21 protein-coding genes are annotated in these 25,426 nt (G+C 57.4%); 8 read left to right on the plus strand and 13 right to left on the minus strand.

Annotated features, from left to right (window positions below; all coding sequences use genetic code 11):
• Nucleotides 1-118: 118 nt before the first annotated feature.
• The 8 genes from rpsO to HEQ61_RS07485 all read right to left on the minus strand — a co-directional run bounded on the left by rpsO (nucleotide 119) and on the right by HEQ61_RS07485 (nucleotide 8,346).
• Nucleotides 119-388 carry a 30S ribosomal protein S15 gene (rpsO, locus tag HEQ61_RS07450; RefSeq protein WP_168020554.1) on the minus strand — a complete coding sequence of 90 codons (270 nt, stop codon included), beginning with the start codon at nucleotides 386-388 and terminating at the stop codon, nucleotides 119-121.
• A 17-nt stretch (nucleotides 389-405) separates the two neighbouring features.
• Nucleotides 406-1,341, minus strand: a complete 936-nt coding sequence (gene truB / locus HEQ61_RS07455; RefSeq protein WP_168020552.1) for a tRNA pseudouridine(55) synthase TruB — start codon at nucleotides 1,339-1,341, stop codon at nucleotides 406-408.
• Complete coding sequence (rbfA, locus tag HEQ61_RS07460; RefSeq protein ID WP_168020551.1) at nucleotides 1,342-1,770, minus strand: 30S ribosome-binding factor RbfA; 429 nt, start codon at nucleotides 1,768-1,770, stop codon at nucleotides 1,342-1,344.
• Nucleotides 1,771-1,887: 117 nt separating this feature from the next.
• Nucleotides 1,888-4,701 (minus strand): translation initiation factor IF-2, encoded by a 2,814-nt coding sequence (gene infB, locus HEQ61_RS07465; protein ID WP_168020549.1) that lies wholly within the window; start codon nucleotides 4,699-4,701, stop codon nucleotides 1,888-1,890.
• A gap of 21 nt (nucleotides 4,702-4,722) precedes the next feature.
• Nucleotides 4,723-5,523, minus strand: a complete 801-nt coding sequence (locus HEQ61_RS07470; RefSeq protein ID WP_168020547.1) for an RNA-binding protein — start codon at nucleotides 5,521-5,523, stop codon at nucleotides 4,723-4,725.
• Between the two features lie 14 nt (nucleotides 5,524-5,537).
• Nucleotides 5,538-7,079: a transcription termination factor NusA gene (gene nusA / locus HEQ61_RS07475; protein WP_168020545.1), complete on the minus strand. Its 1,542-nt coding sequence runs from the start codon at nucleotides 7,077-7,079 to the stop codon at nucleotides 5,538-5,540.
• 91 nt (nucleotides 7,080-7,170) lie between these two features.
• Nucleotides 7,171-7,668 carry a ribosome maturation factor RimP gene (gene rimP / locus HEQ61_RS07480; protein ID WP_168020614.1) on the minus strand — a complete coding sequence of 166 codons (498 nt, stop codon included), beginning with the start codon at nucleotides 7,666-7,668 and terminating at the stop codon, nucleotides 7,171-7,173.
• 216 nt (nucleotides 7,669-7,884) lie between these two features.
• A complete protein-coding gene (locus HEQ61_RS07485) occupies nucleotides 7,885-8,346 on the minus strand; it encodes an SH3 domain-containing protein (protein WP_322099224.1) in 462 nt (153 codons plus the stop codon).
• 307 nt (nucleotides 8,347-8,653) lie between these two features.
• On the opposite strand from HEQ61_RS07485, the gene HEQ61_RS07490 reads away from it, so the two are divergent.
• The 3 genes from HEQ61_RS07490 to HEQ61_RS07500 are packed head-to-tail and all read left to right on the plus strand — an operon-like array spanning nucleotide 8,654 to nucleotide 12,117.
• Complete coding sequence (locus HEQ61_RS07490; RefSeq protein WP_168020543.1) at nucleotides 8,654-9,634, plus strand: 2-hydroxyacid dehydrogenase; 981 nt, start codon at nucleotides 8,654-8,656, stop codon at nucleotides 9,632-9,634.
• A 53-nt stretch (nucleotides 9,635-9,687) separates the two neighbouring features.
• Nucleotides 9,688-11,013 carry an aminodeoxychorismate synthase component I gene (pabB, locus tag HEQ61_RS07495; RefSeq protein ID WP_168020541.1) on the plus strand — a complete coding sequence of 442 codons (1,326 nt, stop codon included), beginning with the start codon at nucleotides 9,688-9,690 and terminating at the stop codon, nucleotides 11,011-11,013.
• 42 nt (nucleotides 11,014-11,055) lie between these two features.
• Nucleotides 11,056-12,117: a DUF2125 domain-containing protein gene (locus tag HEQ61_RS07500; RefSeq protein WP_168020539.1), complete on the plus strand. Its 1,062-nt coding sequence runs from the start codon at nucleotides 11,056-11,058 to the stop codon at nucleotides 12,115-12,117.
• A 14-nt stretch (nucleotides 12,118-12,131) separates the two neighbouring features.
• Here the strand turns inward: HEQ61_RS07500 and HEQ61_RS07505 are convergent, their stop codons facing one another.
• Nucleotides 12,132-12,383, minus strand: coding sequence for a sulfurtransferase TusA family protein (locus tag HEQ61_RS07505; protein WP_168020537.1), 252 nt, complete (start codon nucleotides 12,381-12,383; stop codon nucleotides 12,132-12,134).
• A gap of 97 nt (nucleotides 12,384-12,480) precedes the next feature.
• Between HEQ61_RS07505 and HEQ61_RS07510 the strand changes: the two genes are divergently transcribed.
• From HEQ61_RS07510 to HEQ61_RS07525, 4 genes are all read left to right on the plus strand, one after another.
• Nucleotides 12,481-12,897: a MucR family transcriptional regulator gene (locus HEQ61_RS07510; RefSeq protein WP_066133752.1), complete on the plus strand. Its 417-nt coding sequence runs from the start codon at nucleotides 12,481-12,483 to the stop codon at nucleotides 12,895-12,897.
• Nucleotides 12,898-13,159: 262 nt separating this feature from the next.
• Complete coding sequence (locus HEQ61_RS07515) at nucleotides 13,160-13,540, plus strand: Fur family transcriptional regulator (protein ID WP_168020612.1); 381 nt, start codon at nucleotides 13,160-13,162, stop codon at nucleotides 13,538-13,540.
• 132 nt (nucleotides 13,541-13,672) lie between these two features.
• The gene (locus HEQ61_RS07520; RefSeq protein ID WP_168020535.1) at nucleotides 13,673-14,488 is read left to right on the plus strand and encodes a GNAT family N-acetyltransferase; all 816 of its coding nucleotides are present in this window, start codon (nucleotides 13,673-13,675) and stop codon (nucleotides 14,486-14,488) included.
• A gap of 117 nt (nucleotides 14,489-14,605) precedes the next feature.
• On the plus strand, nucleotides 14,606-15,280 hold the full coding sequence (locus tag HEQ61_RS07525) for a lysophospholipid acyltransferase family protein (RefSeq protein WP_245183188.1): 675 nt from the start codon (nucleotides 14,606-14,608) through the stop codon (nucleotides 15,278-15,280).
• A gap of 12 nt (nucleotides 15,281-15,292) precedes the next feature.
• Here HEQ61_RS07525 and HEQ61_RS07530 read toward each other — a convergent pair whose 3' ends face one another.
• From HEQ61_RS07530 to HEQ61_RS07545, 4 genes are all read right to left on the minus strand, one after another.
• Nucleotides 15,293-23,161 (minus strand): hypothetical protein, encoded by a 7,869-nt coding sequence (locus tag HEQ61_RS07530; RefSeq protein ID WP_168020531.1) that lies wholly within the window; start codon nucleotides 23,159-23,161, stop codon nucleotides 15,293-15,295.
• 350 nt (nucleotides 23,162-23,511) lie between these two features.
• Nucleotides 23,512-23,760 carry a hypothetical protein gene (locus tag HEQ61_RS07535; RefSeq protein WP_168020529.1) on the minus strand — a complete coding sequence of 83 codons (249 nt, stop codon included), beginning with the start codon at nucleotides 23,758-23,760 and terminating at the stop codon, nucleotides 23,512-23,514.
• Between the two features lie 13 nt (nucleotides 23,761-23,773).
• Nucleotides 23,774-24,544, minus strand: coding sequence for a competence/damage-inducible protein A (locus tag HEQ61_RS07540; protein ID WP_168020527.1), 771 nt, complete (start codon nucleotides 24,542-24,544; stop codon nucleotides 23,774-23,776).
• A gap of 27 nt (nucleotides 24,545-24,571) precedes the next feature.
• Nucleotides 24,572-24,916 carry a hypothetical protein gene (locus tag HEQ61_RS07545; protein ID WP_168020525.1) on the minus strand — a complete coding sequence of 115 codons (345 nt, stop codon included), beginning with the start codon at nucleotides 24,914-24,916 and terminating at the stop codon, nucleotides 24,572-24,574.
• A gap of 171 nt (nucleotides 24,917-25,087) precedes the next feature.
• Between HEQ61_RS07545 and trxA the strand changes: the two genes are divergently transcribed.
• Complete coding sequence (gene trxA / locus HEQ61_RS07550) at nucleotides 25,088-25,411, plus strand: thioredoxin (RefSeq protein WP_168020523.1); 324 nt, start codon at nucleotides 25,088-25,090, stop codon at nucleotides 25,409-25,411.
• Nucleotides 25,412-25,426 lie beyond the last annotated feature (15 nt).

Here is a 25,426-nt window from a genome sequence, read left to right on the forward strand (position 1 = left end):
GAATATAAGGCCAATTGCCCCGGCAATCATGCGAAAAACAGGGGTAAGGGCAAAATACTGCCTAGTTTCGGCCATAAATAAAGGGGGGTGCTGTATGCACCCCCCTTCAAAACGTCGCTTACTTGCGGATATCAAGGCGCTGAATCAAGCCCTCATAGCGCTTCTGGCTTTTCTTCTTGAGATAGTCCAGCAGGCTGCGGCGGCTGCTGACCAACATCAGGAGCCCACGGCGGGAGTGGTTGTCCTTCTTGTGGGTCTTGAAATGCTCGGTCAGATTACGGATCCGCTCGGTAAGAATGGCAACCTGAACCTCGGGGGAACCGGTATCGCCTTCTTTTGTGGCAAAATCCTTGATCAATTCCTGTTTACGCACAGCGGTGATCGACATCAAATGACTCCATTCTGTCAGAGATTCATGACACGGACCGGACGAATCACTCCATCCTCAATCCGTACGATTGCCACCGGGCGGTCTTCCTGCATGGCATAGGCCACACTCGCAGAGGCATGAATACCGTCCGGACCATCCCCCGTACGGGCTAGCACCGGCAAAAGATCCACCGGAAGCCCGGACGACAGGCGGCGAGCTTCTCCTTCTGTCAAGGCCAGCACCGGGATGTCGTCCAGCGCGGTCGTAACAGAAAGCAGGAAACCCGCAGGGCCAAGACTATGCCCGAGCTCATCCAACTTATCCAGAGAAATCGCGTTGCTCTCGGAGAAAGGGCCGCACTGACAGCGCCTAAGCATGGAGACATGACCAACAGACCCAACGGATCGGGCCAGATCCCGGGCCAAGGAACGAACATAGACGCCTTTTCCGGTTTCAACGCGGAATGTTGCCGAATCAGCCCCATCCCAACTCTCCAGCACAAATGAATCCACGCGAACGGATCGCGCCTTCAGCTCTACATCCACACCACCCCGGGCAAGGTCATAGGCCCGGCGCCCGTCAAGCCGGATCGCGGAAAAACAAGGGGGAACCTGTTCGATAGTACCAACAAAAGCAGGCAAGGCCGCCTCCAGCTCGGCACGGGAGGGACGATAGGCAGATGTTGCTGTCACCTCTCCTTCCCGGTCGTCCGTAGAACGCTCTTCTCCGAAATGAACGGTAAAGCGATAAACCTTGCGGCCATCCATAACGTAGGGAACCGTCTTGGTAGCTTCCCCCAGGGCAACAGGCAAAATACCGGATGCCAATGGATCCAGTGTCCCGCCATGACCGGCTTTCTGCGCCCCGAAAGCACGGCGCACACGCGCAACAACAGCCGTCGAGGTTATCCCCTCCGGCTTGTCAACAGCTACCCAGCCATGAACCGGAATACCACGCCGTGTCCGCCCCATTCAGGATTCCTCACCTTGGTCCTCATCATCGGCATGACGCATGGATTCTGTATCCCGGACAACATCCGGGCGCTTCAACAGATTGGCAATATAGGCATATTCATCAAAACTGGTGTCGATCTCGAACGACAGGCGCGGAACGTACCTCATCTCCACACGACGGGCGATCTCATGACGCAAGAAGGGTTGAACCCGAATCAAGGCCGCCCGTAGCGCCTGCGCATCCCCTATACCGCCAAGCGGCGTGAAAAACGCTGTTGCATTGCGCAAATCAGGGCTGCACCGGACCTCAGTAATCGTGATCGCGGTCGATGCCAGCAAGGGATCACGCAGCTCCCCACGCTCGAAAACATGGGCAAGAGCATGACGAATTTCCTCGTTGATGCGACGCTGCCTTTGCGTTGGGGCCTGGCCGCGCACTTTGCTCATGAGAACCTCGAAGCAGAAATAAAAACACTTCCCTGCACGCCAACAGTACGTTCTCCCTTGCCGGAAATATACTGTTGGCGCCTGCAGAAGAAATCAGGAACAGGGCGTGAACCGCTCTCAGAGCTGGGCCGCAACCTCTTCCATTTCAAAGCACTCTATGACATCGCCCACCTGGATGTTGTCATAGTTTGCCAGGGACATACCACAATCAAAGCCAGACTTGACCTCGCGGGCATCATCCTTGAAGCGCTTGAGCTGGGACAGGTTTCCTTCGTGGATAACCACGTTGTCCCGCAGCAAACGAACCTTGCAACCACGCTTGATGACGCCTTCGGTCACCATACAGCCCGCAACCTTACCAACCTTGGTGATATTGAACACCTCACGGATCTCGGCGTAGCCAATGAACTTCTCGCGATAGGTCGGTGACAGCATACCGGTCAGGGCCTGTCTCACGTCCTCTGCCACATCGTAGATGATAGAGTAGTAGCGGATGTCAACAGCATCACGCCGGGCCAGCTCGCGGGCCTGTGGATTGGCACGCACGTTGAAGCCAACGACAAGTGCACCGGACGCACGCGCCAAGGTAATGTCAGACTCATTGATGGCACCAACCGCAGCATGCAGAACCTTGACCTTGACAGCTTCGGTTCCCAGCTTCTCCAGAGTACCGATCAAGGCTTCGACAGAACCCTGAACGTCACCTTTGATAACAACCGGGAGTTCCTTTGCCTCACCAGCCTGGATACGGGCAAACATTTGCTCCATGGTTCCACGGGCAGATTTTACGGCCTGTGCCTCACGTTCCTTGCGCTGACGATAGGCCGCGATATCACGCGCCTTTGTCTCATCTCCCGTCACAACAAAGTCGTCACCGGCAGAAGGAATACCATCCAGCCCCAGAATTTCGACCGGAACAGCGGGCCCCGCTTCTTCAATGCGGTTCCCTTTGTCATCGATCATGGCACGGACACGCCCGGACTCTTTCCCGGCAACGAACACATCGCCAACCCGCAGGGTACCGCGACGGATCAGAACCGTAGCAACAGAGCCACGCCCACGCTCCATCTTGGCTTCAACAATGGTTCCTTCCGCCATACGATCAGGGTTGGCTTTCAGATCCAGCATTTCGGCTTGCAAGAGAATAGCTTCTTCAAGCTTCTCCAGGTTCAGGCGCTGCTTGGCCGACACCTCGACGGTCTGGATGTCCCCACCCATTTCCTCCACCACAACCTCGTGCTGAAGGAGTTCTGTCCGTACACGACCCGGGTTGGCACCCGGCTTGTCCATCTTGTTGATGGCAACAACGATCGGCACCTCTGCCGCACGGGCATGGCGAATGGCCTCAATTGTCTGGGGCATAATGCCATCATCAGCCGCAACAACCAGAACAACGATATCCGTCACCTTGGCGCCACGGGCACGCATGGCCGTAAAGGCTTCATGGCCCGGTGTATCAATAAAGGTAATCTTGCGCCCGTTGGACATGCTGACCTGATAGGCCCCGATGTGCTGTGTAATACCACCGGCTTCACCGGAAACAACGTTGGTTTCACGCAGGGCATCCAGCAAGGATGTCTTGCCGTGGTCAACGTGACCCATCACGGTAACAACCGGAGCCCGAGGTGCCATGGCTTCATCGGAATCAGGACCGGCTTCCAGTCCAATTTCAATATCAGCTTCGGAAACACGCTTGACCGTGTGACCAAATTCCTCGGTGACCAGCTGTGCCGTATCGGCATCGATGGTCTGGTTGATGGTCGCCATGACCCCCAGCTTCATCAGAACCTTGATCAGGGCACCGGAGCGCTCTGCCATACGGTTGGAAAGCTCCTGGACTGTAATAACGTCCGGGATGATAACCTCGCGCACGATCTTTTCAGGAGCCTTCTGCTGTGCCTGGGCCTTGCGCTTTTCTTTTTGGGCCGCACGCCGCATAGCCGCAACAGAACGCCCGCGGGAAGAGCCTTCCTCGTCACCGGACAGAACAGCAACAACACTCAGCTTGCCGCGCCTCTTGTCCATTCCAGGAGCACCAGGAGCAACAGCAGCCCGCTTTGAAGCAACCTTCCCGGTAGCTCCACGGTTACGCCCACTGTCATCCCCCTCGTCATCACGCTCACGGGGCGCATGACGGACAACAGAGCGGTCATCGCGTGACGGCGGCCGACCGACCAAGTCATCCGGAGCAGCGGCGGGACGCACCACCCCAAGAGCGGGCTGGGCAGATGCAGGACGCGGCCCATGGGAAACACCCTGTGCCGGACGGGCAGATCCCGACCCCGAAGGAGCGCCACGCCCGCCGGGCCCACGAGCAGGAGCCGACCTCTGGGCGTCACGACTCTGGACAGAACGCGGCGTCCAGCCTGGTCCCTGGTTCGGAGAAGGACGTGGACCGGTCCAGCTTCCGGACTGGCCACCCGCACGGGCTGTTGGCGCAGGCGCTACAACATCCCGCACCGGAGACGGTGACAAAGGCGCAGGCTCCACGTTTGCAACAACAGCCGAGACCGCTGGCTCAGGAACAGGCTCGGGCTCTACCGGAACATGGTTTGCACTTTCCGCACGCAGGCGGGCCTCTTCTTCAGCAGCCTTGACCCGGGCAATATCTGCCAAGCGACGATTTTCCTCATCCACCTTGCGCTGCTCTTCAGCCCGAATCAGGGCCTGAAGGCGCTGCTGACGTTCATCCTCTGTCAGATGGGCACCACCCAGAGATCCCCGTCCATCACCGGAGCCAGATCTGCGGGCATCCGGGCGCGTACCGGCTGCGGGACCAAAACTGCGCTTCTTCTTGTGTTCCACCGCCACAGATTTGGATCGACCATGGGAGAAGCTCTGGCGAACCTGTCCGGATTCAGCGCTCTTTTTCAGTTCCAGCTTCCCACGCGGTGAAACGCTAAGGGGCTTTTTTTCATTTTCGTTCGACATGCGTACCGGTTGTCCTGGCGTCTATTCCGTATTCCCCGGCGCCACTCCTGGCTCCGGCTCGGGCACAGTCGCCGCTGTCGGCGACCGCAAATGTTCATCCACTGCTTCCAGCGGCCGTGTGACCTTCCCGCAACAGGCCGCGAGCCGGTCAAGTTCCCTGACAAGCCGGTCAACCAGCATACGCTGCTCCGGCTTTCCGCAGGCGACAGCAACATGCACCACGTGCTCCCGCCCCAGAACAGAGGCCATATCAGGCCCCGTCAAAATATCAACCACACGCGCAACACCGCTGGTGTGGTGCATCAGCGCCTCCAGCTTGCGGCGCCCGTCAGCTGCTCCTTCTGTCGCCTCCAGCAACAGGGCAACCTGACCGGAGCGGACAAGGGCCTGTACCTTGTCAAACCCGGCAACAACCAGACCAGCACGACGGGCAAAACCCAGAAGTGCCAAGCAACGCTTTCTGACAAGCCCGGCAATCCTGTCAGGAAGATCGCGGGGAATATCAATCTGGCGGCGTGCAGCACGCAAAAAAACTTTTTTCTGCATTGCCGTTTCTAACACATCCCGCCGTGCACTCAACCAGAATCCCCGTCCGGGCAAACACGCCTCGAGATCGGGAACCAGAATACCATCGGGACTAATGACAAAACGCAACAGATCATCCCGCGAACAACTGGTACCCGTCACCAGACAACAACGCTGCGGACTGGAAGACATCACAGGCTTGGCACGATCACCGGCAGAACCCGGTGATGCCCCTTTCCGGTGGGGGCGCCGCCCTGAAGAGGACGGCGCAACCGATATGCCGGAACGAAAAGCCACCCTGGCGCTCTCCCTTATGCCTCATCCCCGGCAGCGCCAAAGGGATCTTCATCACCAAACCAACCCGCTTGGACGCGCGCTTCCATGATCATACGATTGGCATCACCCTCGGAAACGGAACCAGCAGAGAACTCAACCAACTCGTCCGACGCCAGATCAGCAAGATCATCGATGGTCTTCACATCATTACGACCCAAACAGACCAACAGCGCAGGCGTCATACCCGAGAACGCAGCCAGTTCATCGGAAACGCCCAAGGCACGACGCTCATCCTCCGCAGCCCGGTCACGCTCTTCCAGGAACTCGCGGGCACGCTGCTGCAACTCTGCCGCAACATCGGCATCAAGACCTTCGATCGAGGCGATTTCTTCCAGATCGACCCAAGCGACTTCCTCCACAGAGCCGAAACCTTCGGTCACCAGCAAGTGAGCCAAGACGTCATCGACATCCAAAGCTTCCATGAAGGCACCGGACACACGACGGAACTCTTCCTGGCGACGCTCGGATTCCGCTTCTTCCGTCAGAATATCAATGTCCCAACCGGACAACTGGGAAGCAAGCCGGACATTCTGGCCACGACGCCCGATGGCAAGCGACAGCTGCTCATCAGGCACTACCACCTCCATGCGCCCGCTGTCCTCGTCGATCACGACCTTGGCAACCTCGGCCGGGGCAAGGGCATTGACAACAAAGGTGGCCGGATCAACAGACCACGGAATGATATCGATCTTTTCGCCCTGAAGCTCTGCCACAACGGCCTGAACACGGGACCCACGCATACCAACGCACGCACCAACCGGATCAATACCCGAGTCCCTAGAGACCACGGCAATCTTGGCCCGGGACCCGGGATCACGGGCAACAGCCTTGATTTCTATGACGCCGTCATAAATTTCGGGAACTTCCTGCGAAAACAGCTGGGCCATAAAGCCAGCATCGGTACGGGACAGGAAGATCTGCGGCCCCCTTTGCTCCCGGCGGACATCCTTGACAAAGGCGCGTACGCGGTCACCGTTCTTGAAGTGCTCGCGCGGGATCAATTCATCACGACGCAACAAAGCCTCGGCACGACCCAGATCCACAACAACGTTGCCAAACTCAACACGCTTCACAAGGCCGTTGACTACATCGCCAACGCGATCCTTGTACTCGCTGTACTGACGGTCGCGCTCGGCATCGCGCACTTTCTGGACAATAACCTGTTTGGCGGTCTGGGCAGCGATACGCCCGAAATCAATCGGCGGCAGAGGATCAACGATAAAGTCACCAACAACAGCACCCGGCTTGCGGCGCTGCGCCTGTGAAACCGTGACCTGCGTGTTTTCGTCTTCGACGTCCTCGACAACCTCAAGATAACGGGCCAGCTTGATCTCACCATTACGACGGTCAATACGGGCGCGAATATCATGCTCGTGACCATACTTGGAGCGTCCGGCCTTCTGGATGGCCTGCTCCATAGCAATGAACACCTCTTCGCGATCAATGCTCTTGTCGCGGGCGACGCTGTCGGCGACCATGATCAGCTCCGGTCGCGCCATGCCAACAGTACGTTCCATCTTTTCCAAGCCCTCGAGTTACTGTCTTCGCGGTATTACATCAGGTGCAGACCAAATCCGGCGAACCGACACGCCGCACGCTGTTCCTTACTCAGTGCTCCGCCTCCTGGCGGGTCACAAATTCTATCAACTCATCAGTCAGGACAAGCTTGGCCTTCCAGACCGCATCCAGCGGCACCAACCAAGCCCCCTCGTCACCTTGTATCCGAATATTCTCATCAGGATCCAAGCCAAGAAGGCGACCGGAAAAGCGCTTGCGCCCGTCCAGAAGCTGACGCGTCTCCAGCTTGATGTCAAAGCCGGCCCAGACCTCATAATCCTTGGCACGGGTCAAGGGACGGTCAATGCCCGGCGAGCTGACCTCAAGGTTATAGGCCCCGGCCACAGGATCTTCCACGTCCAGGACGGCGGACAGGGCGCGGCTGATATCCGCACAGTCTTCCACCGTCATGGGAACCGAATCCCGGCGCTCTGCCATAACCTGCACTGTCTGGCGCCGCGTTCCCTGTATAAGAACCCGCACCAGTTCATATCCCATATTGTCAAGGGTTGGCCCTACAATACCAACCAGTCGCTCGGCAAGATCCATACCGGTACCCAAACACCCCAAGAAAACATCAAGACCGGACACGCCCAGAGCAGTTTAACTGCCCGGGAATCCTTGATCCACATAACAAAAAAGTGGGCCAGTGGCCCACCCTCGAAAGTCCCGGACAGGACAAACCAGAGAATGTCATCGATGGGTTGTACACCGCTTCACAGGCGAAGGCAAGAGCTACCTTACAGCCTGTGAAGGCCCTTCATCTCAGTCAACAATCTCGCCTTTGTAAATTCCCCAGATTTCACCACGACGCAACCATCCCTGATACCCCTCAACCTCAACCCGGCAATACTCGCTACCCGGCGGGCACTGATGCAGGCGCAAAACAACACCGGGGTCCAGCCAGGCCGCAGCAGAAGAGCTATCATCTGCCGTGCGGCGCAGCATAGCTTTCCGACCGCGAACCACGGCCATCCGTCGCCCGGCCAGCATGCTCTGGTGCACCCACCCTTCCGTACCATCCGGATCGCGGATCTTGCGCCAGGTTTCATACTCGGCAATGACTTCCACGGGTAAATCCCGCCGCATATAAACCCAGTCAACCGGATAGCGGGCACCGGGACCAGCCCGCATGTTCACTTGGTCCGCGCGCAGGGAGACAAAGCGGGGCAAGGGAAGAACCCCGCTGGATGATGCCGCAACAGCCACTCCCGCATAAAGCGACACACCGCCCCAGAGAATGCAGAAGGCCGCAAGAGATAACGAAATAAAACGGAGAAAAAACAGTCGTCGCACGGAGAGTCGCACACCTCATACCTTTGGCCGCAGCGGCAAGGAAGCCCTGAACAGCGCACATGGACCCAAATTTTCTGGCCACAGGAACACCGATACAAGCCTGATCTACCCACCTTCAATACAGGCTCCTGCGCGTTTTTCAAGACACACTCAACAGGACGACCCGGAAGGCATGGACAAACCAAGGTAGCGGTGGTACCGGATTATCATCTTGCGATGTATGGTCGGAGTCCCCTTGATGGCAGCAAAAAAACCGCTGGTGATCGTAACACGCCGCCTGCCGGATGTCATCGAAACCCGCATGATGGAACTTTTTGACTGTCGCCTGAATATAAACGACACCCCCCTTGGGCACGATCAGCTGATCATGGCCGTGAAAGAGGCGGATGTCCTGGTGCCGACGGTAACAGACCGCTTGGACAAGACAATCCTTGAACAATCAGGCAGTCGGCTCCGGTTGATTGCCAGCTTTGGCAACGGAACCGATCACATTGATCTTGGCACGGCACATGAACGGGGAATCGTTGTCACCAACACCCCGGACGTTCTGACCGACGATACGGCTGACATGACCATGGCATTGATCCTGGCTGCTCCACGGCGCTTGGCAGAGGGCGAACGCCTGGCCCGCTCGGGGCAATGGACAGGATGGAGCCCGACCCACATGCTGGGCAGTCGCATATCCGGGAAGCGACTGGGTATTATTGGCATGGGGCGCATAGGGCAAGCCGTCGCCCGGCGGGCGCGAAGCTTTGACATGACCATCCACTATCACAACCGCAACCGCTTGCACCCCGAAATAGAAGCCGAGCTGGAGGCAACATGGTGGCAAAGCCTGGACCAGATGCTGGCCCGCGTTGATATTCTCAGCGTCCATTGCCCACAGACCCCTGCTACCTATCACCTGCTGTGCGCACGACGACTGAGGTTATTGCGGGACCACGTCTGCGTCATCAACACCGCACGGGGTAATATTGTTGACGAAGAAGCCCTTGTCACCATGCTGCAACGACAGGAACTGGCAGGGGCAGGACTGGACGTTTTCGAGAATGAACCGCACATAAACCCGAAACTGCGAAACCTGGAAAATGTCATCCTTCTGCCCCACATGGGATCATCAACCGTGGAGGGACGCATTGCGATGGGAGAAAAGGTACTGTGCAACATCCGCGCCTTCAGCGATGGGCACTGCCCACCGGACCGGGTTCTGTCATCCTGATTTCATAACGCAGGGCTCGCCTTCCGTAGCGGAAGGGACTATACCCTCTCACCATGACAGCATGCGAAATTCCATGGCGAGACCCTCTGACCGCTTTTGCCCCCCTGTCGGGGCAGGAGGGCGCTGTTCTTCTTGACTCCGCAGCAGAAGCTGGAGGCCGCGGCCGCTGGACTATTCTGGCAGCCTACCCACAAAAGCTGGTTATAGACCCTGCCAACCCGTTTGATACGCTGGAACAGACCATACAAGCGATGCGGGAGCCTGCTCTGCCCAGGCACCCCGAAGCTCCGCCCTTCCACGGCGGACTTATTGGCTGGATCAGCTATGAAGCCGGACGGCATCTGGAAACATTGCCTGTTCCAAAAACCGATGACATTAGCGTGCCAGAAGTGGCGTTTGGCGTGTACAAGGCTGCACTTGTTTTCGATACCAGCTGTCGCCGGGCTTTTCTCACCCACACACCGGACGGCAAAGATACCGCCAAAACGCTTCTTGATGCAGCGGGAACCACGCCCCTGCCCCCACCACGAACCGACGGCATACTGCTTTACCCTGAGCAAGACGACGAAGAAGCAGCTCAAGCCATTGCACAGGTTATCGATTTTATCCGGGCCGGCGATATTTTCCAGGCCAACTGGACCCGTCGTTTCATGGGGCATCTTCCGGATGGCTTTCCTGTTTTTGACCTCTACCGCCGCCTGAGGCAGGCATCGCCAGCCCCGTTTGCTGCCTTTGCGCACTTCGGCGGGGCAACTGTATTGTCTGCATCACCGGAACGCTTCCTTAAAGTACAGGCAGACGGCACGGTTGAAACACGCCCCATCAAGGGAACCCGCAAACGCGGACAAACACCTGCGGAAGACAAGGCATTGCTGGATGAACTGATCAACAGCAAGAAGGATCAAGCCGAGAACCTGATGATTGTTGACCTTATGCGTAATGACCTTTCACGCGTCTGCCGGACCGGCAGTGTGAAAGTGCCGGTCCTGAACGGGCCAGAAACGTTCGCCAGCGTCCACCATCTTGTCTCGGTCGTGCGCGGGCGCCTGAGGAAGGGTGAGAATGCCATTTCCCTGCTGAAAGCCACCTTCCCGGGGGGGTCCATTACCGGCGCACCGAAAATACGGGCCATGGAAATTATCAATACCCTGGAACCAGGGCGGCGCGGTCCATACTGTGGCAGCATCTTCTGGATCGGGGCTGACGGGTCCATGGACAGCTCGATTGTAATACGAACCTTGGTCGCCGGACGTACAGGGCGGCTGGTAGCACAAGCCGGAGGTGGCATTGTCGCGGATTCCAGCCCAGCCGATGAAGTCGAGGAAGCACGGACAAAAGTCGCGCCGTTGTTACAGGCTGCCGCCGGAACAGCACCCTGAACAATCATACCCCGGACATCAAAACAAGCGGAAAAAACCGGAATGACAAAGCGTTTCCTTACGATAACAACCATTGTACTCACATGCTTTACCGGGCTGTATGCTGCCTGCTGGTTTCTGGCATCTTCCATGATCACCCGGGCATGGAATGAAACGCAAGGCCAGCTTCCTGACGCAGGCTGGACCGTTTCATCAACACCCGTAACCCTGTCCGGCTTTCCCGGTATCATGACATTTGATACTGGTGAGATCGAGATCGGTCATACCTCCGGCTTCCATGTTGCCTTGGATCAAATGCAGATCCGCGTGCGGCCATGGGCCCTCTTATCCCCTGAAATCCGGACATCAGGCCCCGTCAGAGTTACAGCACCATCCGGAGAAAACTACCACCTTCAGGCAACAGACTCCGTTCTGGCTGTGAATGTCACAGCCTCAGGGGCGCTGACGGACCTGCACCACGAACTTCACCATGTTGTTCTGGACGGGGGCAAAACAGCACCCTTGATCAAGGCTGATCTTATGAAACTGTCAGCCCATATCGAACCAGAGGAAAAAGGCGTCCAGAACCCTGCCTTGGGGCAAATCTCCCTTATCCTGGACCGACTTGATATCCAGGACCAGAATGGCCGCAGCCATACTGCAATACCGGAAGACGCAGCCATTGACCTTGAGCTGTTCGGTATTCTTCCAAAGTCCGGAACCTGGCAGGATCGTCTGGATGGCTGGAGACAAAACGGCGGAACAGTGGAAATCAGGCGTATCGGCCTGCAATACAAACATGCCAGTGCAAACATCCGCGGCACCTTGGCCCTGGATAAAAGACTACAGCCCGAAGCCGCTGTCACAGCCGAAATTCATGGTACACAGGAATTACCGGGTATTCTCTTGGGGCAAGGTATTCTGAAACCGTCAGAAGCCGCCATCCTGGGCATGGTTCTGGCCGCCCTGAGACACAACACGACCGGCAGTGCACAGAACCCGGTTATTCCCCTGACCCTGCAGGACAACACACTGCGTGTCGGCTCTTTCAAGATTTCCCGCATTCCAGATATCCCTTGGTCACCTGCAAGAAATCCAGAAGAAAAAGAAGCAACACCATACTAACAATGCATTCAATATTATTGCTTTTCGATGGTCAGAATATGGGGGCCATAAGGGTCCCCTGTATTTTCAGGATGACATGAAAGAATAAGATGACCTTCTGACCGTACAGAATCCGGGACATTCTTTATGGACTCGGCTCCGGAAAGACGAACACGGACTGTAGAACCTCTCTCCACCCTATCTAGAAGAATCTTGGTCTTCACAAACGTAAATGGACAAACCTCTCCTGCTATATCGATAAAGTGATCTTTTTTATCCACATTCATATCATACACTCACTTTATTTGGTTTTTGTGTGTTGCTAAACTTCCAGCACCAGAATATACAGCGGGAAAAATAGCGCAAACACGAGGATGTGTTTTTATGGACGAACAAATCACCGACAAGGAAGTGCTGGCACTGACGGTCGAAATTGTCGCAGCTCACGTAGGGAACAACAGCGTTCAGACCAATGAACTGCCGCTCCTGATTTCCGAGGTACACCGTGCCCTGACGTCCTTGGGGGCACCACTGGTCGAGCCGGAGCGCCCGCAACCTGCTGTCCCTGTCAAGAAGTCGGTGACACCGGAGTACATCATCTGCCTGGAAGATGGCAAGAAGCTGAAGATGCTCAAGCGTCATCTGAAGACAGCCTACAACATGACCCCGGAAGAATATCGTGATCGTTGGGGGCTTGCCGCTGACTACCCGATGGTCGCACCCAATTATGCGAACCACCGCTCGACACTTGCCAAGAAAATCGGCCTTGGCACAAAGTCGCGGCGGCGGACAAAGCGCTGATAAAAGGCGGGACTGCTGATACAAAGCGCCACGTGCCAACGGTCGTGGCGCTTTGTGCTGGGTCAAGCCGGTACAAGGCTGTGCACACATGACGGAACACGGTACACTCGGCAAGCGACGCTGCCCGCAGTCAGCAGCCTGACCCTGATACAACAAACACAATGGACCGTCCGCCCTATCCACCCAACACGTAAGGGACAAGACTATGGACAGAGGCTTCCAGCCGATTTCCCGCATTGAGCAAATGTGTATCGATAAAGGAATGAAGATGACCGACCAGCGCCGGGTCATCGCCAAGGTTCTTTCTGATGCCACAGATCATCCGGATGTGGAGGAGGTATACCGCCGCGCCACAGCAATCGATCCCAAGATTTCCATTGCAACCGTGTATCGTACCGTACGCCTGCTTGAAGAAGCACAGATCCTGGCACGCCATGACTTTGGTGACGGGCGGGCCCGTTACGAGGAAATACAGGACGAACATCACGATCATCTGATCGACATGAAATCAGGCCGGGTTTTCGAATTCCACAATGAAGAAATCGAGGAACTGCAAAGGCGTATTGCCGAAAAACTGGGCTATCGCTTGGTAGGGCACAGGCTTGAGCTGTACGGCGTCCCCCTGGACGACCCGGAAACGTAAGCCTGAACCAACAACAGATGCCCTGTAACACACCGGGCACAGCTTGCTCTTTGTGTGACAGCCGTGCATTCTGTCGCCGTGCGCACCAGAAAAACAGGGCAGCGGGAACAGCCCGAACAACAGGATACGTTTATGGTAATGTTGGAAACCCTTACGACAGGGGATCAGGAAATACGGCTGGCCACCAACGATGCGGAGATAGAAGCAGCGCAAGCGCTTCGCTACCGGGTTTTTTTCCAGGAGATGGGCGCACGACCCACGCCGGAGGTTGCCGCTACCGGCCGGGATTTTGATCGGTTTGATCCGTTCTGCGACCACCTTGTTGTCATTGACCATACCAAAGGGGATGGTCCCGAAGCTGTTGTCGGAACCTATCGTTTGCTCCGACGCTCCCAGGCGCACAAGGCCGGACGTTTCTATACAGCCGATGAGTACGATATTGCACCACTTGAAGCCCTCTCCGGTGAGATCATGGAGCTGGGCCGGTCCTGTGTTGATGCCGCCTATCGCACAAAAGCAACAATGCAGCTGCTGTGGCGAGGCATTGCCGCCTATGTGTTCCACTATGATATTACCATGATGTTTGGCTGTGCCAGCCTGCAGGGTACGGATCCATCAAAGCTGGCACTTCCGCTTTCCTATCTTTACCAGCACCATCTGGCTCCGGAATCCATGCGTCCGGTTGCCTTGAAGGACCGCTACACTGCTATGGACCTTTTGCCCCCTGATCGCATTCATCCGGCACGGGGGCTTGCGTCCGTTCCACCGCTGGTCAAAGGGTACCTCCGCCTGGGAGGCTTTGTTGGCGACGGAGCTGTCATTGACCATGATTTCAACACGGTTGATGTCTGCGTGATGGTCAAGACGGACCTGATCTCAGACAAGTACTTCAAACATTATGACCGGAAATCGAGACCGGCAGGCAACCTGAGAGGGAATCCGGGCTGAATGCTCACCACAATTGGCGCTGTAACAAAACTGGCCCTTTACGTCCTGTGGACGGGGTTGTGTCTGATAGCCTACATACCGGCCCTTTTTTTGCGCTGCCGCTACAGGAACATATCCATGTTCTACTGGAAGGTTGCCCTGTCGCTGATATTCGGCGTAAAGGTCGTTGTCCGGGGAAAACTGTCACAGCACCGGCCCTTGCTGTGTGTTGCCAATCATGTCAGCTACATCGATATCATGATCCTGTGCGCCCTGATTCCGGGTGCTTTCGTTTCAAAAGCCGAGGTACGACAGTGGCCCGGGATCGGGTTTCTGGCCTCCATTGCCCGCACAATCTTTGTCGAGCGGCGGGTCAGCGCCACGGCACAGCATCGCGATGTCATTGCCGAGCGCCTGCAGGAGGGGGAACCCATCATTCTTTTCCCTGAGGGAACCTCATCGGATGGAAACCGGGTTCTGCCGTTCAAAAGCAGCCTGTTCAATACCGCAGAGAAAGCGGTAAACGGAGAAGCGGTCCACGTACAGCCGGTCAGCATTGCCTATACACGCTACAAGGGATTACCGATGGGACGCAGTATGCGCCCGTTTTTCGCGTGGTACGGGGACATGGAGCTTTTCCCACATCTGATGGACTTCCTGAGGCTCGGCAGCCTGACGGTCGAGGTTGACTTCTTCCCGACCGTCACCATTGCGGAAACAGGCAACAGGAAGGCCTTGTCACGACACTGCGAAACCATCGTCCGCGACGGACTGAACGCTGCCCTGTCCGGAAACAGGCCCGAACAGGAATAAGGGCCTGAAGGATCAAATCCCGCCAGCCATGGAAGCTGCCGAACCCGCTCCATGGTCACCCTCGTGCGGGATGATGAGATCCCCTGCTCCACCACTGTCACCAAGGCCAGCCAGGTCAAGGCCACCCCCGGCAACGGCACCATCAACCATTCCACCGGACACATCGCCGGCGCCAGTATCAAACGTATCACTGCCAAGGGTCACCAGCTGGTCTGCCGCAGCCACACCACCATCATGGCCGACCACCGGTACACTGTCATCGGACAGGAAGGTATTCCAGGCATCCCCCCCTGCATCCGGCAGGAAGAACATGGCGGAAACCAGTGGTGTATCGGGCACAGGGGCATCCGGGACTGTCACCGTAAAGTCAGCACTGGTCTGGGCGGTCGAGCCATTGGACTCTGTTGAAACAGCGGTCAGGGTCATCGGAAACTCAGCCGCATCACCGGATGGCGGCGTGAAGGTCAGATCCGTCAACTCGGATTGCTGGAGTTGATAGCTGGAAGTCGAAGCATCCCACGTTCCCGCTGACAGACTCCCCTCCGGAGCACCGGTCAGGGTCAGTGACAGCGTCTCGGAGCTGTCAACAAGATTGGCGGCAAGGGACAAGGCAACCGGGGCACCGCTGTCTGCCACGACGGATTGTGCAGAAACATCGGGGGGATCGGCAACAGGGTCAACAGTAATGGTGAACGAGTCTGAAGTCGTTGCAGTATCACTATTGGCTTTCTCTGTTGACGTTGCAGACACAGAGAATGTCCAGGTACCACTTTCATGTTCAGGGGCAGTAAAGGTCAGGCCCGTCAGTTGCGCCGAGGTCAAGGTCCAGCTGCCGTCTCCATTGTTGGTTCCCGCCGACAGAGCAGCACCATGCGGCACGCCAGAAACGGTAACAGACAGGGTCTCGGAGCCATCTGTATCGACAAGAGCCGCCGCAATATCAAGCGCAATAGGCTGGTCTTCCTGCCCGGATACATTCGATACAGACAGGGAAGGAGCATCAGCCACAGCATCAATCGTCACATGTACCGGGCGGTAGGGACTGTCCCCCAACCCGGCTGAGGATGCTGTCGTGTCGCCATCCGTACTGATGGCGCGCACCCCAAGAGTAAAGCTTTCATCACTGTCAGCGGGGGGAACAACCTTGAAAGCCCCGGACCCGGCTGCCATGATCTGGGCAACCTCGGCTGCCGAGAACGTCCAGGCACCACCAGCCCCATGGGTTCCAACCGCATTGTCGGACAGGGTGAAAGACGCACCAGCAGGCACATCAACAATTTCCAGCGTCAGGGACTCAGGCGTAGCATGAGGGCCTGTTGTCCCATGCGCAAGCCCCAGATCAATGGCGATACCCGTATCTTCCTGCCCATGTACGTGGGCAGGGGGTTCGATATCCGGTGTATCTGCCTGCGCGACAACCTCAACAGCAAAGGACTGGCTTTGCGATACGGCACCACTGCGCAGGCCGTTCTCCCACGCTGTGGCCGTCACATTGACCGTCATGGAGCCGTTGTAATCCTGAGGCGGCACAATGTGGAGACCCGACAGGTCCGACGTATCCAGCACCCATTTCCCATTGCCTGTGTTGGCTCCGGCAACGGTCATGGCCCCGTCAGCCGCCACATGCACCAGCGTGGCCCCTACGGGGACATCCAGAACCAGGGACAGGGATTCCGATCCGTCGGTATCAGTCAGGGATGCGGCAATATCCAGGGCAATCGCCGTATCCTCCGTCCCGGAGAAGGCAAAGGGACCAGACTGGGACGGGGTCACAACAACAGACGGCATATCCGCTACCGGCGTGATATGCACCGTCACCACATGCTGGGTTTCCTTGGTATCTGCACCATCGGCCGTTACCGCTTTCAGGACAAAGCTGACATCACCGGCCACATTGGCTGCCGGCAGAACATGCAGATCCTGCACCTGGGCCAAGGTCAAGGAAGACAGGTCGGGCACCGGCTGTCCTGCACCATCAACAAATGTCACCTTTGACGCATCGGCACCAAGCACCGCAAGTGATGTCAGGGTCTCGCTGCTGTCGATCAGGCTGGCCGACAGGTTCAGGGCAATGGCCCCGCCATCTTCAGTGCCGGTTGCCGGAGCTGCAGACAACGCCGCACCATCAGCAACCGCCGTCACATCCAGCGTGAAGTCCTGCTCCACGCTGGCCTGCCCTCCCTCCAGCTCTGTTGCAACACCGGTCACATAGATCTTCAGGGGCCCTGAATAATGCTCGGCAGACGGAACAGACGGATCCCGCACCAGGGTCAGGCTGGATATGTCAGCCGCCGCAACAGAGTAAACCGCATACACAGCGGCGCCACCGGCATTGAGGGCAAAGGCCGGCTGTCCGTCGCCACCACCAACGGTATCGTAGCGCAGCGGCGGGGCATCAACCGACAACACAAACCCCTGTGGCACCTTGATCAAGGCACTGGCGGTCTCCGAACCATCCACGTCGTTGGTTGTAACCGTAATGCCGGACAGGGACAGGGGAGCATCCTCGCTGCCCGACAACGGGGTGCCGGATAGCGTGGGAGTGTCGGCTTCCGGTACCAAAGACACGGCGCGGATAAAGGCGCCGCCCGCAACCGGATCACCGCTGCCGTTATACCCTTCCACGGTCAGGATGATGGTCCCGCCATACATCCCCTTTCCCAGACCAAGCGCCAGACCGGGAGGCGAAAAACCAGAAGGCGTCACATGGTTCAGCCCTTCAACGGCCGTACCACTTCCGCCCAGATCCTCTGGTGGGGTGAAGACAAGGGATGGAATATCTGCCGCGGCAATTTTCCACACCCCGTTGCCCATATCCGTCCCTGCGGAGAACGAAGCCCCGGCCGGAACACCGCTGATAACCACCTCGGCCACATCAGAAGGCATGTTGCCCAGATTAAGCGAAGTAACCGGCACATCTTCCACGCCGTGTATAACGCCGTCCCCACCCCAATGGACTGAGCCATCATGGCCATTGCCATTGCCACCACCATGATGACCACCGCCACCGCCGTGGTTCCAGTTCAGGTTCAGGGTTGTCTCGGTGCTGGCCACGCGGTCAGCCCCGGTTCCGTCCGGTTCCACCGCAATGGCTTTCAGGCCCAAGGTCAGGGACGAAACGGGGGTGTAGGTCCCGCCTCCGCTCATCTCACCCCATGGGGCCCAGACTTTTATGATGCCATCGGGGATGGATCCGTCCGAAGCACGCAGACTGTCCAAAGTTTGCGGATCCAGGGTCCAGGTTCCGTCGCCGTTGTTGCGGCCGATCTGGTTCAAGCTGCCGTCGGGCATTTCCTGCACCAGGACAACCCCGTTGACCATGCCGCTGACCTGAAGACCAACTTTCTCAGATCCGTCGGGAACATAGGTTCCACCAACCAGATGACCAACCTCGCCACTGGCAACGGACAAATGAACATCCAGAGGCGACCCGATCGGGGCTGTACCCTGAACCGAGGCTGAAAGCTCCGGCGTATCGGCAACCGGATTGACCACAATGGTCCGCCCGACATTGAAGGTTGCCTGCACACCTCCGGCATCCCGAACCGTTACCTGAAGGGTGTAGGGAACATCAGCACCGTCCCCCCCCAGATCCTGACGCCCGTCCAGGGGCTGCAACTTCAGAACCGTCTGCCCGGACAGATTCGCATCATAACGCCCAAGAGAGGCGTTCCACGTCAACTCTGCCCCGGATCCATTGGTCACCTTGAAGCCAGACAAGTGTGTTGTCAGATACAGGCTGCTGACTGTCTCCGAGCCATCACTGTCGCCGGCACTGACCGTCAGGGGAATGGTCAGCGGGCTGTCCTCGCGCCCTGCATCCGGGCTGGCCACATGCGGGGCATCAACAACCGCATTGACGCGAATGTCCAGGGGATGGTTCTCGACCCTCACACTGCCGTCATTTTCCGTACTGCGGATCTCCAGCCCGATACGCACATCGGTACCACCCGGGAAGGCATTGGAGAAATCCTTGGGTGACACAAGCTTCAGATTCCCGGCCTCGGAAGCCGCCACAGACCAGCGATCACCACCCAGGGGCACCAGAGCCTTCTCCGGAACACCGGTCAGCGTGAAGCCGGATGGAAGCGCTGACAGATCCAGAACATAGCTGGCTTTTTCCGATCCATCGGTATCCACCATCGGAATACCACTGATATTCAGGTCAATGGCCGTATCCTCGGATCCGGTCCGGGTTATGACCGTACCATCCGCCAGGGCACTGCCATCTGCTACCCCACGCAAGTCAACGGATATTGTTTTTACTGTACTTGCCACGTTGTCCGCATCCGCCGGACCACCGGTTTCCGTCGTGCGTATTTCCGCGGTGAAGGTAAAATCCTTGTTGGAGTTGGCCGGGGGCATCATGTGCAAACCCGACAACTGGGCTTCGGAGAGGGTCCAGACCGTCTGCCCGCCAACACTGGATGTCACACCGGTCAGTTCTTGGAAAACCCCGCCAATCATGTGGCCAAACGTCACACCATCGGGCAGGCCGGACAGAATGACGGAGATCACTTCCGAGCCATCGTTGTCCGGTGTCTGCGGGTCGATATAGACCGCCAGCGGCGTATCTTCATTGCCTACAACGGTTTTGATGACAGCAACAGGTGTATCAGCAACCGGATCAACTGTGACCTTGAAATCCGTACTCTGCGCACGCGCAGCGCTGGCACCTGCCCCCCCTTCTGTACCCGGATCATACCAGGACACGCGCATGGTCAGGGAGACCGGGTCATTGGTTGACGCATGCTCCGGCAATTCCAGACGCAGCCCTGACAAATCAGGGCTGCTGTTCACACCGCCATGGTCAGCCGGGGAATACCGCCATACTCCCCCCCCGGCATCAACGATACCCGCAGCTCCCGCCAGCTTCCAGCCATTGGGAACACCCATGATCTCCACGGCATAAACACGTTCGGAGCCATCGGTATCGTGCAGGGTGGCAGACAGGTTGAGGGGAAACACATTGGCACCGCCAATTCCTTGATCTTCCTTGCCGGTTACATCAGCAGCTGTCAGGACAATATCATCAGCAACAGCCGTAACCTTGACAGCTCCACTGACATTCGTCACCCGACTGGCCGTCATCCCACTGGCTGTGTCTTCCGTGCCGACACCAAAGACCACACTGATATCACGGTCACTGTCCGGAGACGGCCTGACCGTTAAACCCTCAACTGCAAACCGGTCGGCAGCAGCCCCATCAGCCACCTGAATGGCGTCCGTCGGAATATCGATCTTGTACTGGTAAACGGTTGATCCGCTGCCGGTGGAAAAAGACCCGGTCTGGATGGTCAATACCTGTTCGGGTTGACCGGGAAGCGCAACCTTCCACACGCTGCCCACCATATCGGGATCATTGGAGTATATGGAAACGGTCGTGACCTTCTCCTGCCCCGGTGCCCCGCTGGCATCGCCTGATGTTGCGTTGTCACGGTCAACAAGGGTAAAGACCGGCCGCCAGGCAATCGTCGTATCTTCAAGACCGGACACACTCTGTCCGGACGTACTGACACCATCAGATACCGGCGCAACCACAACAGGGACTGTCATGACAGACGGAGCCGACACGCTACCATCCTGCTCGACAGACACAGCACTGACCGTCAGGGTATAGGAGCCGGCATAATTCCCGGATGTACTTCCCTTGGCCAGAACAGACAGGGATGCAACATCACCTGCGGGCAAGGGCGCCAAGGTCACCGAGCCATCCGGATTGACGGTGGCGGGAACAGCAGGGGCAGTCCCGGATGTACCAAGATGGAATGTGCTTCCTGCCGGCATCCCCGACAGGGTCAGCACCACATTTTCAGACCCGTCGTTATCTGACAGGGAAGCAGACAGGTTCAACGCGATACGGGTATCTTCGTTACCGGCTGCCGGTGCACTGGCGGACACCACAGCCCCATCCGCAACCCCGGCAACCGAAACAGAAACCAGGGTCACCTCACTGGCAGACTGAGGTCCCAGGGCAACCGGCTGACCTTCGGTTGAAGTTGCCGTCACTGTGGCATTGATGGTGCCGCTGAAATTCAGCGGTGGTGTCAGCAGAAGCCCGGGCAGATCCGCCGAAGTCAGTGACCAGGATCCATCCGGCTGCTGTGTCCCGCTGCTCAGGGTCGTTCCAGAAGGAAGGCCAGAGACCGTGATTGTCAGGCTTTCCGAACCATCGGTATCAGTGAGGGCCGCCTGAATATCAAAAGGTACTGCCGTATCTTCCTGGCCAGAGACCGGAAGTGACGCAGTCAAGGTCGGTGCATCCACAACCGGAGCAATCGTAACCGGAACCGTTTGCAGGATGCTGGCTGTATCACCATCCTGTTCTGTTGATACAGCAGTCACAACCAAGTTGAACGAGCCACTGTAGTTTGGCGGAGGATTAAGCTGCAAGCCGGCCAGCTCTGCCGGCGACAGGGTCCAGCTTCCATCCGCACCCTGTGTTCCCTGGTTGAGGGTTGCGCCAGCCGGAAGCCCGGAAATCACAACGGACAGCGTTTCTGAAGTGTCCTGAAGATTGGCATTGATCGTCAAAGGAAGGGCCGTATCTTCAACGCCGGAAGCAGGAGGCGCGACCGCCAGTGTCGGCGTATCGGCAACACCGGTAATGGTCAGTGACACAGATGTATCAACAGAGGCCGATTGCTGTTCCGGCAGGGCTGCTGGCTGGCCTTCGGTCGAGGTTGCCTTCACCGTGGCATTGATGGTGCCGCTGAAATCAGCCGGAGGTCTCAATGTCAGGCCCGGCAAATCACCCGGGGACAGGGTCCAAGACCCGTCGGCCTGCTGCGTTCCCTTGCTCAGGGTCGTCCCCGCCGGCAGGCCGGACACTGTTATGCTCAGGCTTTCCGAACCATCGGTATCTGTCAATGAAGCCTGAATATGAAAGGGAACGTCTGTATCCTCTGCTCCAACCGTCAAGGCAGGAACATCCAGAGCCGGGGCGTCCGCTACCGGTGTCACGGTAACTGGCAATACCGTTGCAGTGCTGGCCGTATCGCCGGCCGTTCCGGTGGTCGTTGCCGTCACAGTCACCGCAAGCTCGCCGCTGAAATTCGACGGCGGTGTCAGCTGAAGGCCAGCGAGATCAGCAGCAGAAACCCGCCAGCTGGTCGCATCAATGGGAGTGCCTGCGCTCAGCACAGTCCCTGCCGGCAGATTACTGATCACAATATCCAGGATCCCCACCCCCGGGCTGGACAAGGTAATTGACAGAGCAATACCATTATCTTCAGCACCTATAGCCGGAACAAGGGACACGACCGGAGCCACAGCCGGAATCTGAACCGTTTGTTGCTGATCTTCAGGAACGACAGGGGCCGTGGCCACAGTGGTATCCTGCGTATCCCCGGGCACTGGTGGGGCATTGGCCTGCTCCGGAGCAACGATAACAGGGGCACCCTGTACCGCAGCAACCGGTGAAGCTGGCAGGTCCGGCTGCAGGGGTTCAGCCCCGGCAGCTGCCGATGGTGAAAGAGGGTCTACAGAAGAAGGCGTGTTCTCGGAACTGGCAGGCGGCGGGTTAACTGCCCCGGCATCAATGATACCGTCCGGAATACCCTGGTTTCCACCTTCGGTCGCAGCAACACCGGGAGCGGGCGTTGGCACCGTATCAAGCTCACCGCCAATAACCTGTACGTCGGCCTCCGACCGGCTGCCGGTGTGCAAGACACCCAAGTTACCCACGTTCTGGGGTGAATCCTGCTCTGGCTCATCGATAGACCGGGCGAGCGCATCCATCTCGCCATCGACTTCATCATCCCCGACAGCGGCAGACACGGCTGCACGCTCACCTGTCGACTGCCCATCGGTGACAGGTGTTTCGGAGCTCAGGATTTCTATTTCCTCAGGCTCAACCAGACGGGGAGCTTCATCGGCCATCGCACATTCCTTGCACTGCCCCCTCCAGCGGGGATAGCCCAATCCCGTATCCCGGCAGCATCACGGGCTGGAAAACCCGCCATACCGGATACGATACGCACACCCAGGAAACAACACTCCGGGGCAAGCACCGCGGCGCGCCGATACAAACAAGGCCGCACCATGCAGCTCGTCTGGATTCAGAAGCGACGACAGGAACACGATATCCTGCCCATACGCGAATCCCGCATACACAGCCGCACCACATTGTAGCATCAGCACAGCCGTGCTTTCAGCCCAACCGGTACATTTATTGTCTGCATAGAAACGTATTTGTTCATGAAGAACAAAAACAAGGGATAACAAGCATCCTAGTTACGGTCTTCGCCCAGACTCATGATGCCGATACCCATACTGACACTGCCAAAGGTAACAAAAAGACCGAAAAAAAGCAGCCCCGTATAAAGAACCGGGTGATCAGACCGAAAAGAAAGTGTACGAATATTTCCAATATCAAGCCACAGTATCATAATGCCGCACAACAAAGCCCCTGCACACCCTGCCAACAGATGCTGGAACAGGAATTTCAGGGCCTTCTTTTCCTGAGGACTCACCGGCACACCGCACTCTCCCTCAGGATGATCCATCAGCCGCAGCGGCGTGGTCGGCAAAGAACGGCTCAACACCAAGCGCCCGCATGGCATCGGCAACAGCAGCAGCAGCCTGATCCAATCGTTCCGGATCCGTGCCACGGGCAACAATACTGACGCCATAGCCTGTCGGGGTCATGAAAGGGTAGCTGCCGATGTCAACATCAGGAAACGACGCCTGTATCCCCCCCAAGGACGCAGCAAGGTCGCTTTCACGTACCGCGGCTGAAACAGCCCTGGAAACAATCGCAGCCCCGCCAGCCAGCCCCGGTTTCAACAGGTCAAAGCAGGCTGCCGCAATGCGGGGAACACCAGCCAGAATATACACGTTCCCGATACAAAACCCCGGAGCTGCACTGACCGGATTGTCCAGAAGAGCCGCCCCGACAGGAATACGGGCCATACGAAGCCGTGCCGGGGTCAAGTGTTCGGGACCGTAATAATCACGCAACCGCTTTACTGCATCGGGGTTTTGCTCCAGCTCAACCCCGAAAGCCGCTGAAACAGCCTCAGCCGTAATATCATCGTGCGTTGGGCCTATGCCCCCGGTTGTGAAAACAAGATCGAAACGATCCCGGACATCGTGCAAGGCTGAAACAATCGCCTCGTGCATATCGGGTATGATACGGGCCTCTTTCAAGGCAATACCAATCCCGGCCAGACCTGTTGCAATCATGGGAATGTTCGCATCACGCGTTCGCCCGGACAGGACCTCGTTGCCAATAACAAGAACACAGGCTGTACGGTCGGGCATGATACGACACTCCGCAAGACAGGGATATCAATGGTCAGAGCCATGCAGGATCTTGCTTTTCAGCCCGGTTTCATAGGTCATCCCCGGAGCTGTGACCGAAATGCCATAAGGCCAGCGCGACATGGCCAACCCCTTGCGGGTCAGGGCCTTCCAAACGGCCTCATTGCGCAGGCCCGTGGCATCAGAAGAAGAAACGACCCAAGATCCAAGGTGAAAATGGTTCCCGTGGGGATCAGGAAACGCGGTAACCATGGGGTCTCCGGTTTCCGGGTCCGGCTGGCTGGCATCGGGCATCCCGGCCAGGACCTGAAGCAAGGTCAGGGTCTTCAACTGCAGGGAATTGAGCTTCAGAGGGTTATTCTTCGGTGGCATCAACAGGTTCCTCGATAAAAATAGCCGACAGCCTATCCGGGAACACGTGGAATGAAAAGAGACTGCACACGATACCCACCCCAAAGTGCCTTGGCCTGGCCTTGACGACATCAACGCCGCTCCCTAGAGTCCAAGATACAAGCCGACCATGATGACTAAGGAAGAATACACATGAAGCAGGTGACGGATGACAGCTTTGAAAAAGATGTCCTGAAAGCAGAAAAGCCGGTTCTGGTTGATTTCTGGGCAGAATGGTGCGGCCCCTGCCGGACCTTGGCCCCTCTGCTGGACGAACTGTCAGCCGAAATGGGCGAAACGCTGGAAATCACCAAGATCAACATTGATGAAAACCCGCTGACACCCGGCAAGTACGGGGTCCGTGGCATTCCGACCCTTATGCTGTTCCACAATGGACAGCTCACGGCAACAAAGGTTGGTGCGCCCCTGATGAAAAGCGTGCTGCAGGACTGGATCAAGACATCGATGCCCAAGTAAGGTCTGAAATCCGAC

The sequence above is a fragment of the Haematospirillum sp. H4485 genome, assembly GCF_012102745.1.
Lineage (GTDB): Bacteria > Pseudomonadota > Alphaproteobacteria > Rhodospirillales > Rhodospirillaceae > Haematospirillum.

Bases quoted from the DNA above. Each gene is read 5' to 3' on its own strand.
- HEQ61_RS07490 (WP_168020543.1), top strand. From the start codon at position 8,654: ATGGCAGCAAAAAAACCGCTGGTGATCGTAACACGCCGCCTGCCGGAT.
- HEQ61_RS07515 (WP_168020612.1), top strand. From the start codon at position 13,160: ATGAAGATGACCGACCAGCGCCGGGTCATCGCCAAGGTTCTTTCTGAT.
- HEQ61_RS07540 (WP_168020527.1), bottom strand. From the start codon at position 24,544: ATGCCCGACCGTACAGCCTGTGTTCTTGTTATTGGCAACGAGGTCCTG.
- trxA (WP_168020523.1), top strand. From the start codon at position 25,088: ATGAAGCAGGTGACGGATGACAGCTTTGAAAAAGATGTCCTGAAAGCA.
- HEQ61_RS07505 (WP_168020537.1), bottom strand. From the start codon at position 12,383: ATGAATGTGGATAAAAAAGATCACTTTATCGATATAGCAGGAGAGGTT.
- HEQ61_RS07545 (WP_168020525.1), bottom strand. From the start codon at position 24,916: ATGCCACCGAAGAATAACCCTCTGAAGCTCAATTCCCTGCAGTTGAAG.
- HEQ61_RS07520 (WP_168020535.1), top strand. From the start codon at position 13,673: ATGGTAATGTTGGAAACCCTTACGACAGGGGATCAGGAAATACGGCTG.
- infB (WP_168020549.1), bottom strand. From the start codon at position 4,701: ATGTCGAACGAAAATGAAAAAAAGCCCCTTAGCGTTTCACCGCGTGGG.
- HEQ61_RS07500 (WP_168020539.1), top strand. From the start codon at position 11,056: ATGACAAAGCGTTTCCTTACGATAACAACCATTGTACTCACATGCTTT.
- rbfA (WP_168020551.1), bottom strand. From the start codon at position 1,770: ATGAGCAAAGTGCGCGGCCAGGCCCCAACGCAAAGGCAGCGTCGCATC.
- HEQ61_RS07525 (WP_245183188.1), top strand. From the start codon at position 14,606: ATGTTCTACTGGAAGGTTGCCCTGTCGCTGATATTCGGCGTAAAGGTC.
- rpsO (WP_168020554.1), bottom strand. From the start codon at position 388: ATGTCGATCACCGCTGTGCGTAAACAGGAATTGATCAAGGATTTTGCC.
- rimP (WP_168020614.1), bottom strand. From the start codon at position 7,668: ATGGATCTTGCCGAGCGACTGGTTGGTATTGTAGGGCCAACCCTTGAC.
- HEQ61_RS07530 (WP_168020531.1), bottom strand. From the start codon at position 23,161: ATGGCCGATGAAGCTCCCCGTCTGGTTGAGCCTGAGGAAATAGAAATC.
- nusA (WP_168020545.1), bottom strand. From the start codon at position 7,079: ATGGAACGTACTGTTGGCATGGCGCGACCGGAGCTGATCATGGTCGCC.
- pabB (WP_168020541.1), top strand. From the start codon at position 9,688: ATGACAGCATGCGAAATTCCATGGCGAGACCCTCTGACCGCTTTTGCC.
- HEQ61_RS07510 (WP_066133752.1), top strand. From the start codon at position 12,481: ATGGACGAACAAATCACCGACAAGGAAGTGCTGGCACTGACGGTCGAA.
- truB (WP_168020552.1), bottom strand. From the start codon at position 1,341: ATGGGGCGGACACGGCGTGGTATTCCGGTTCATGGCTGGGTAGCTGTT.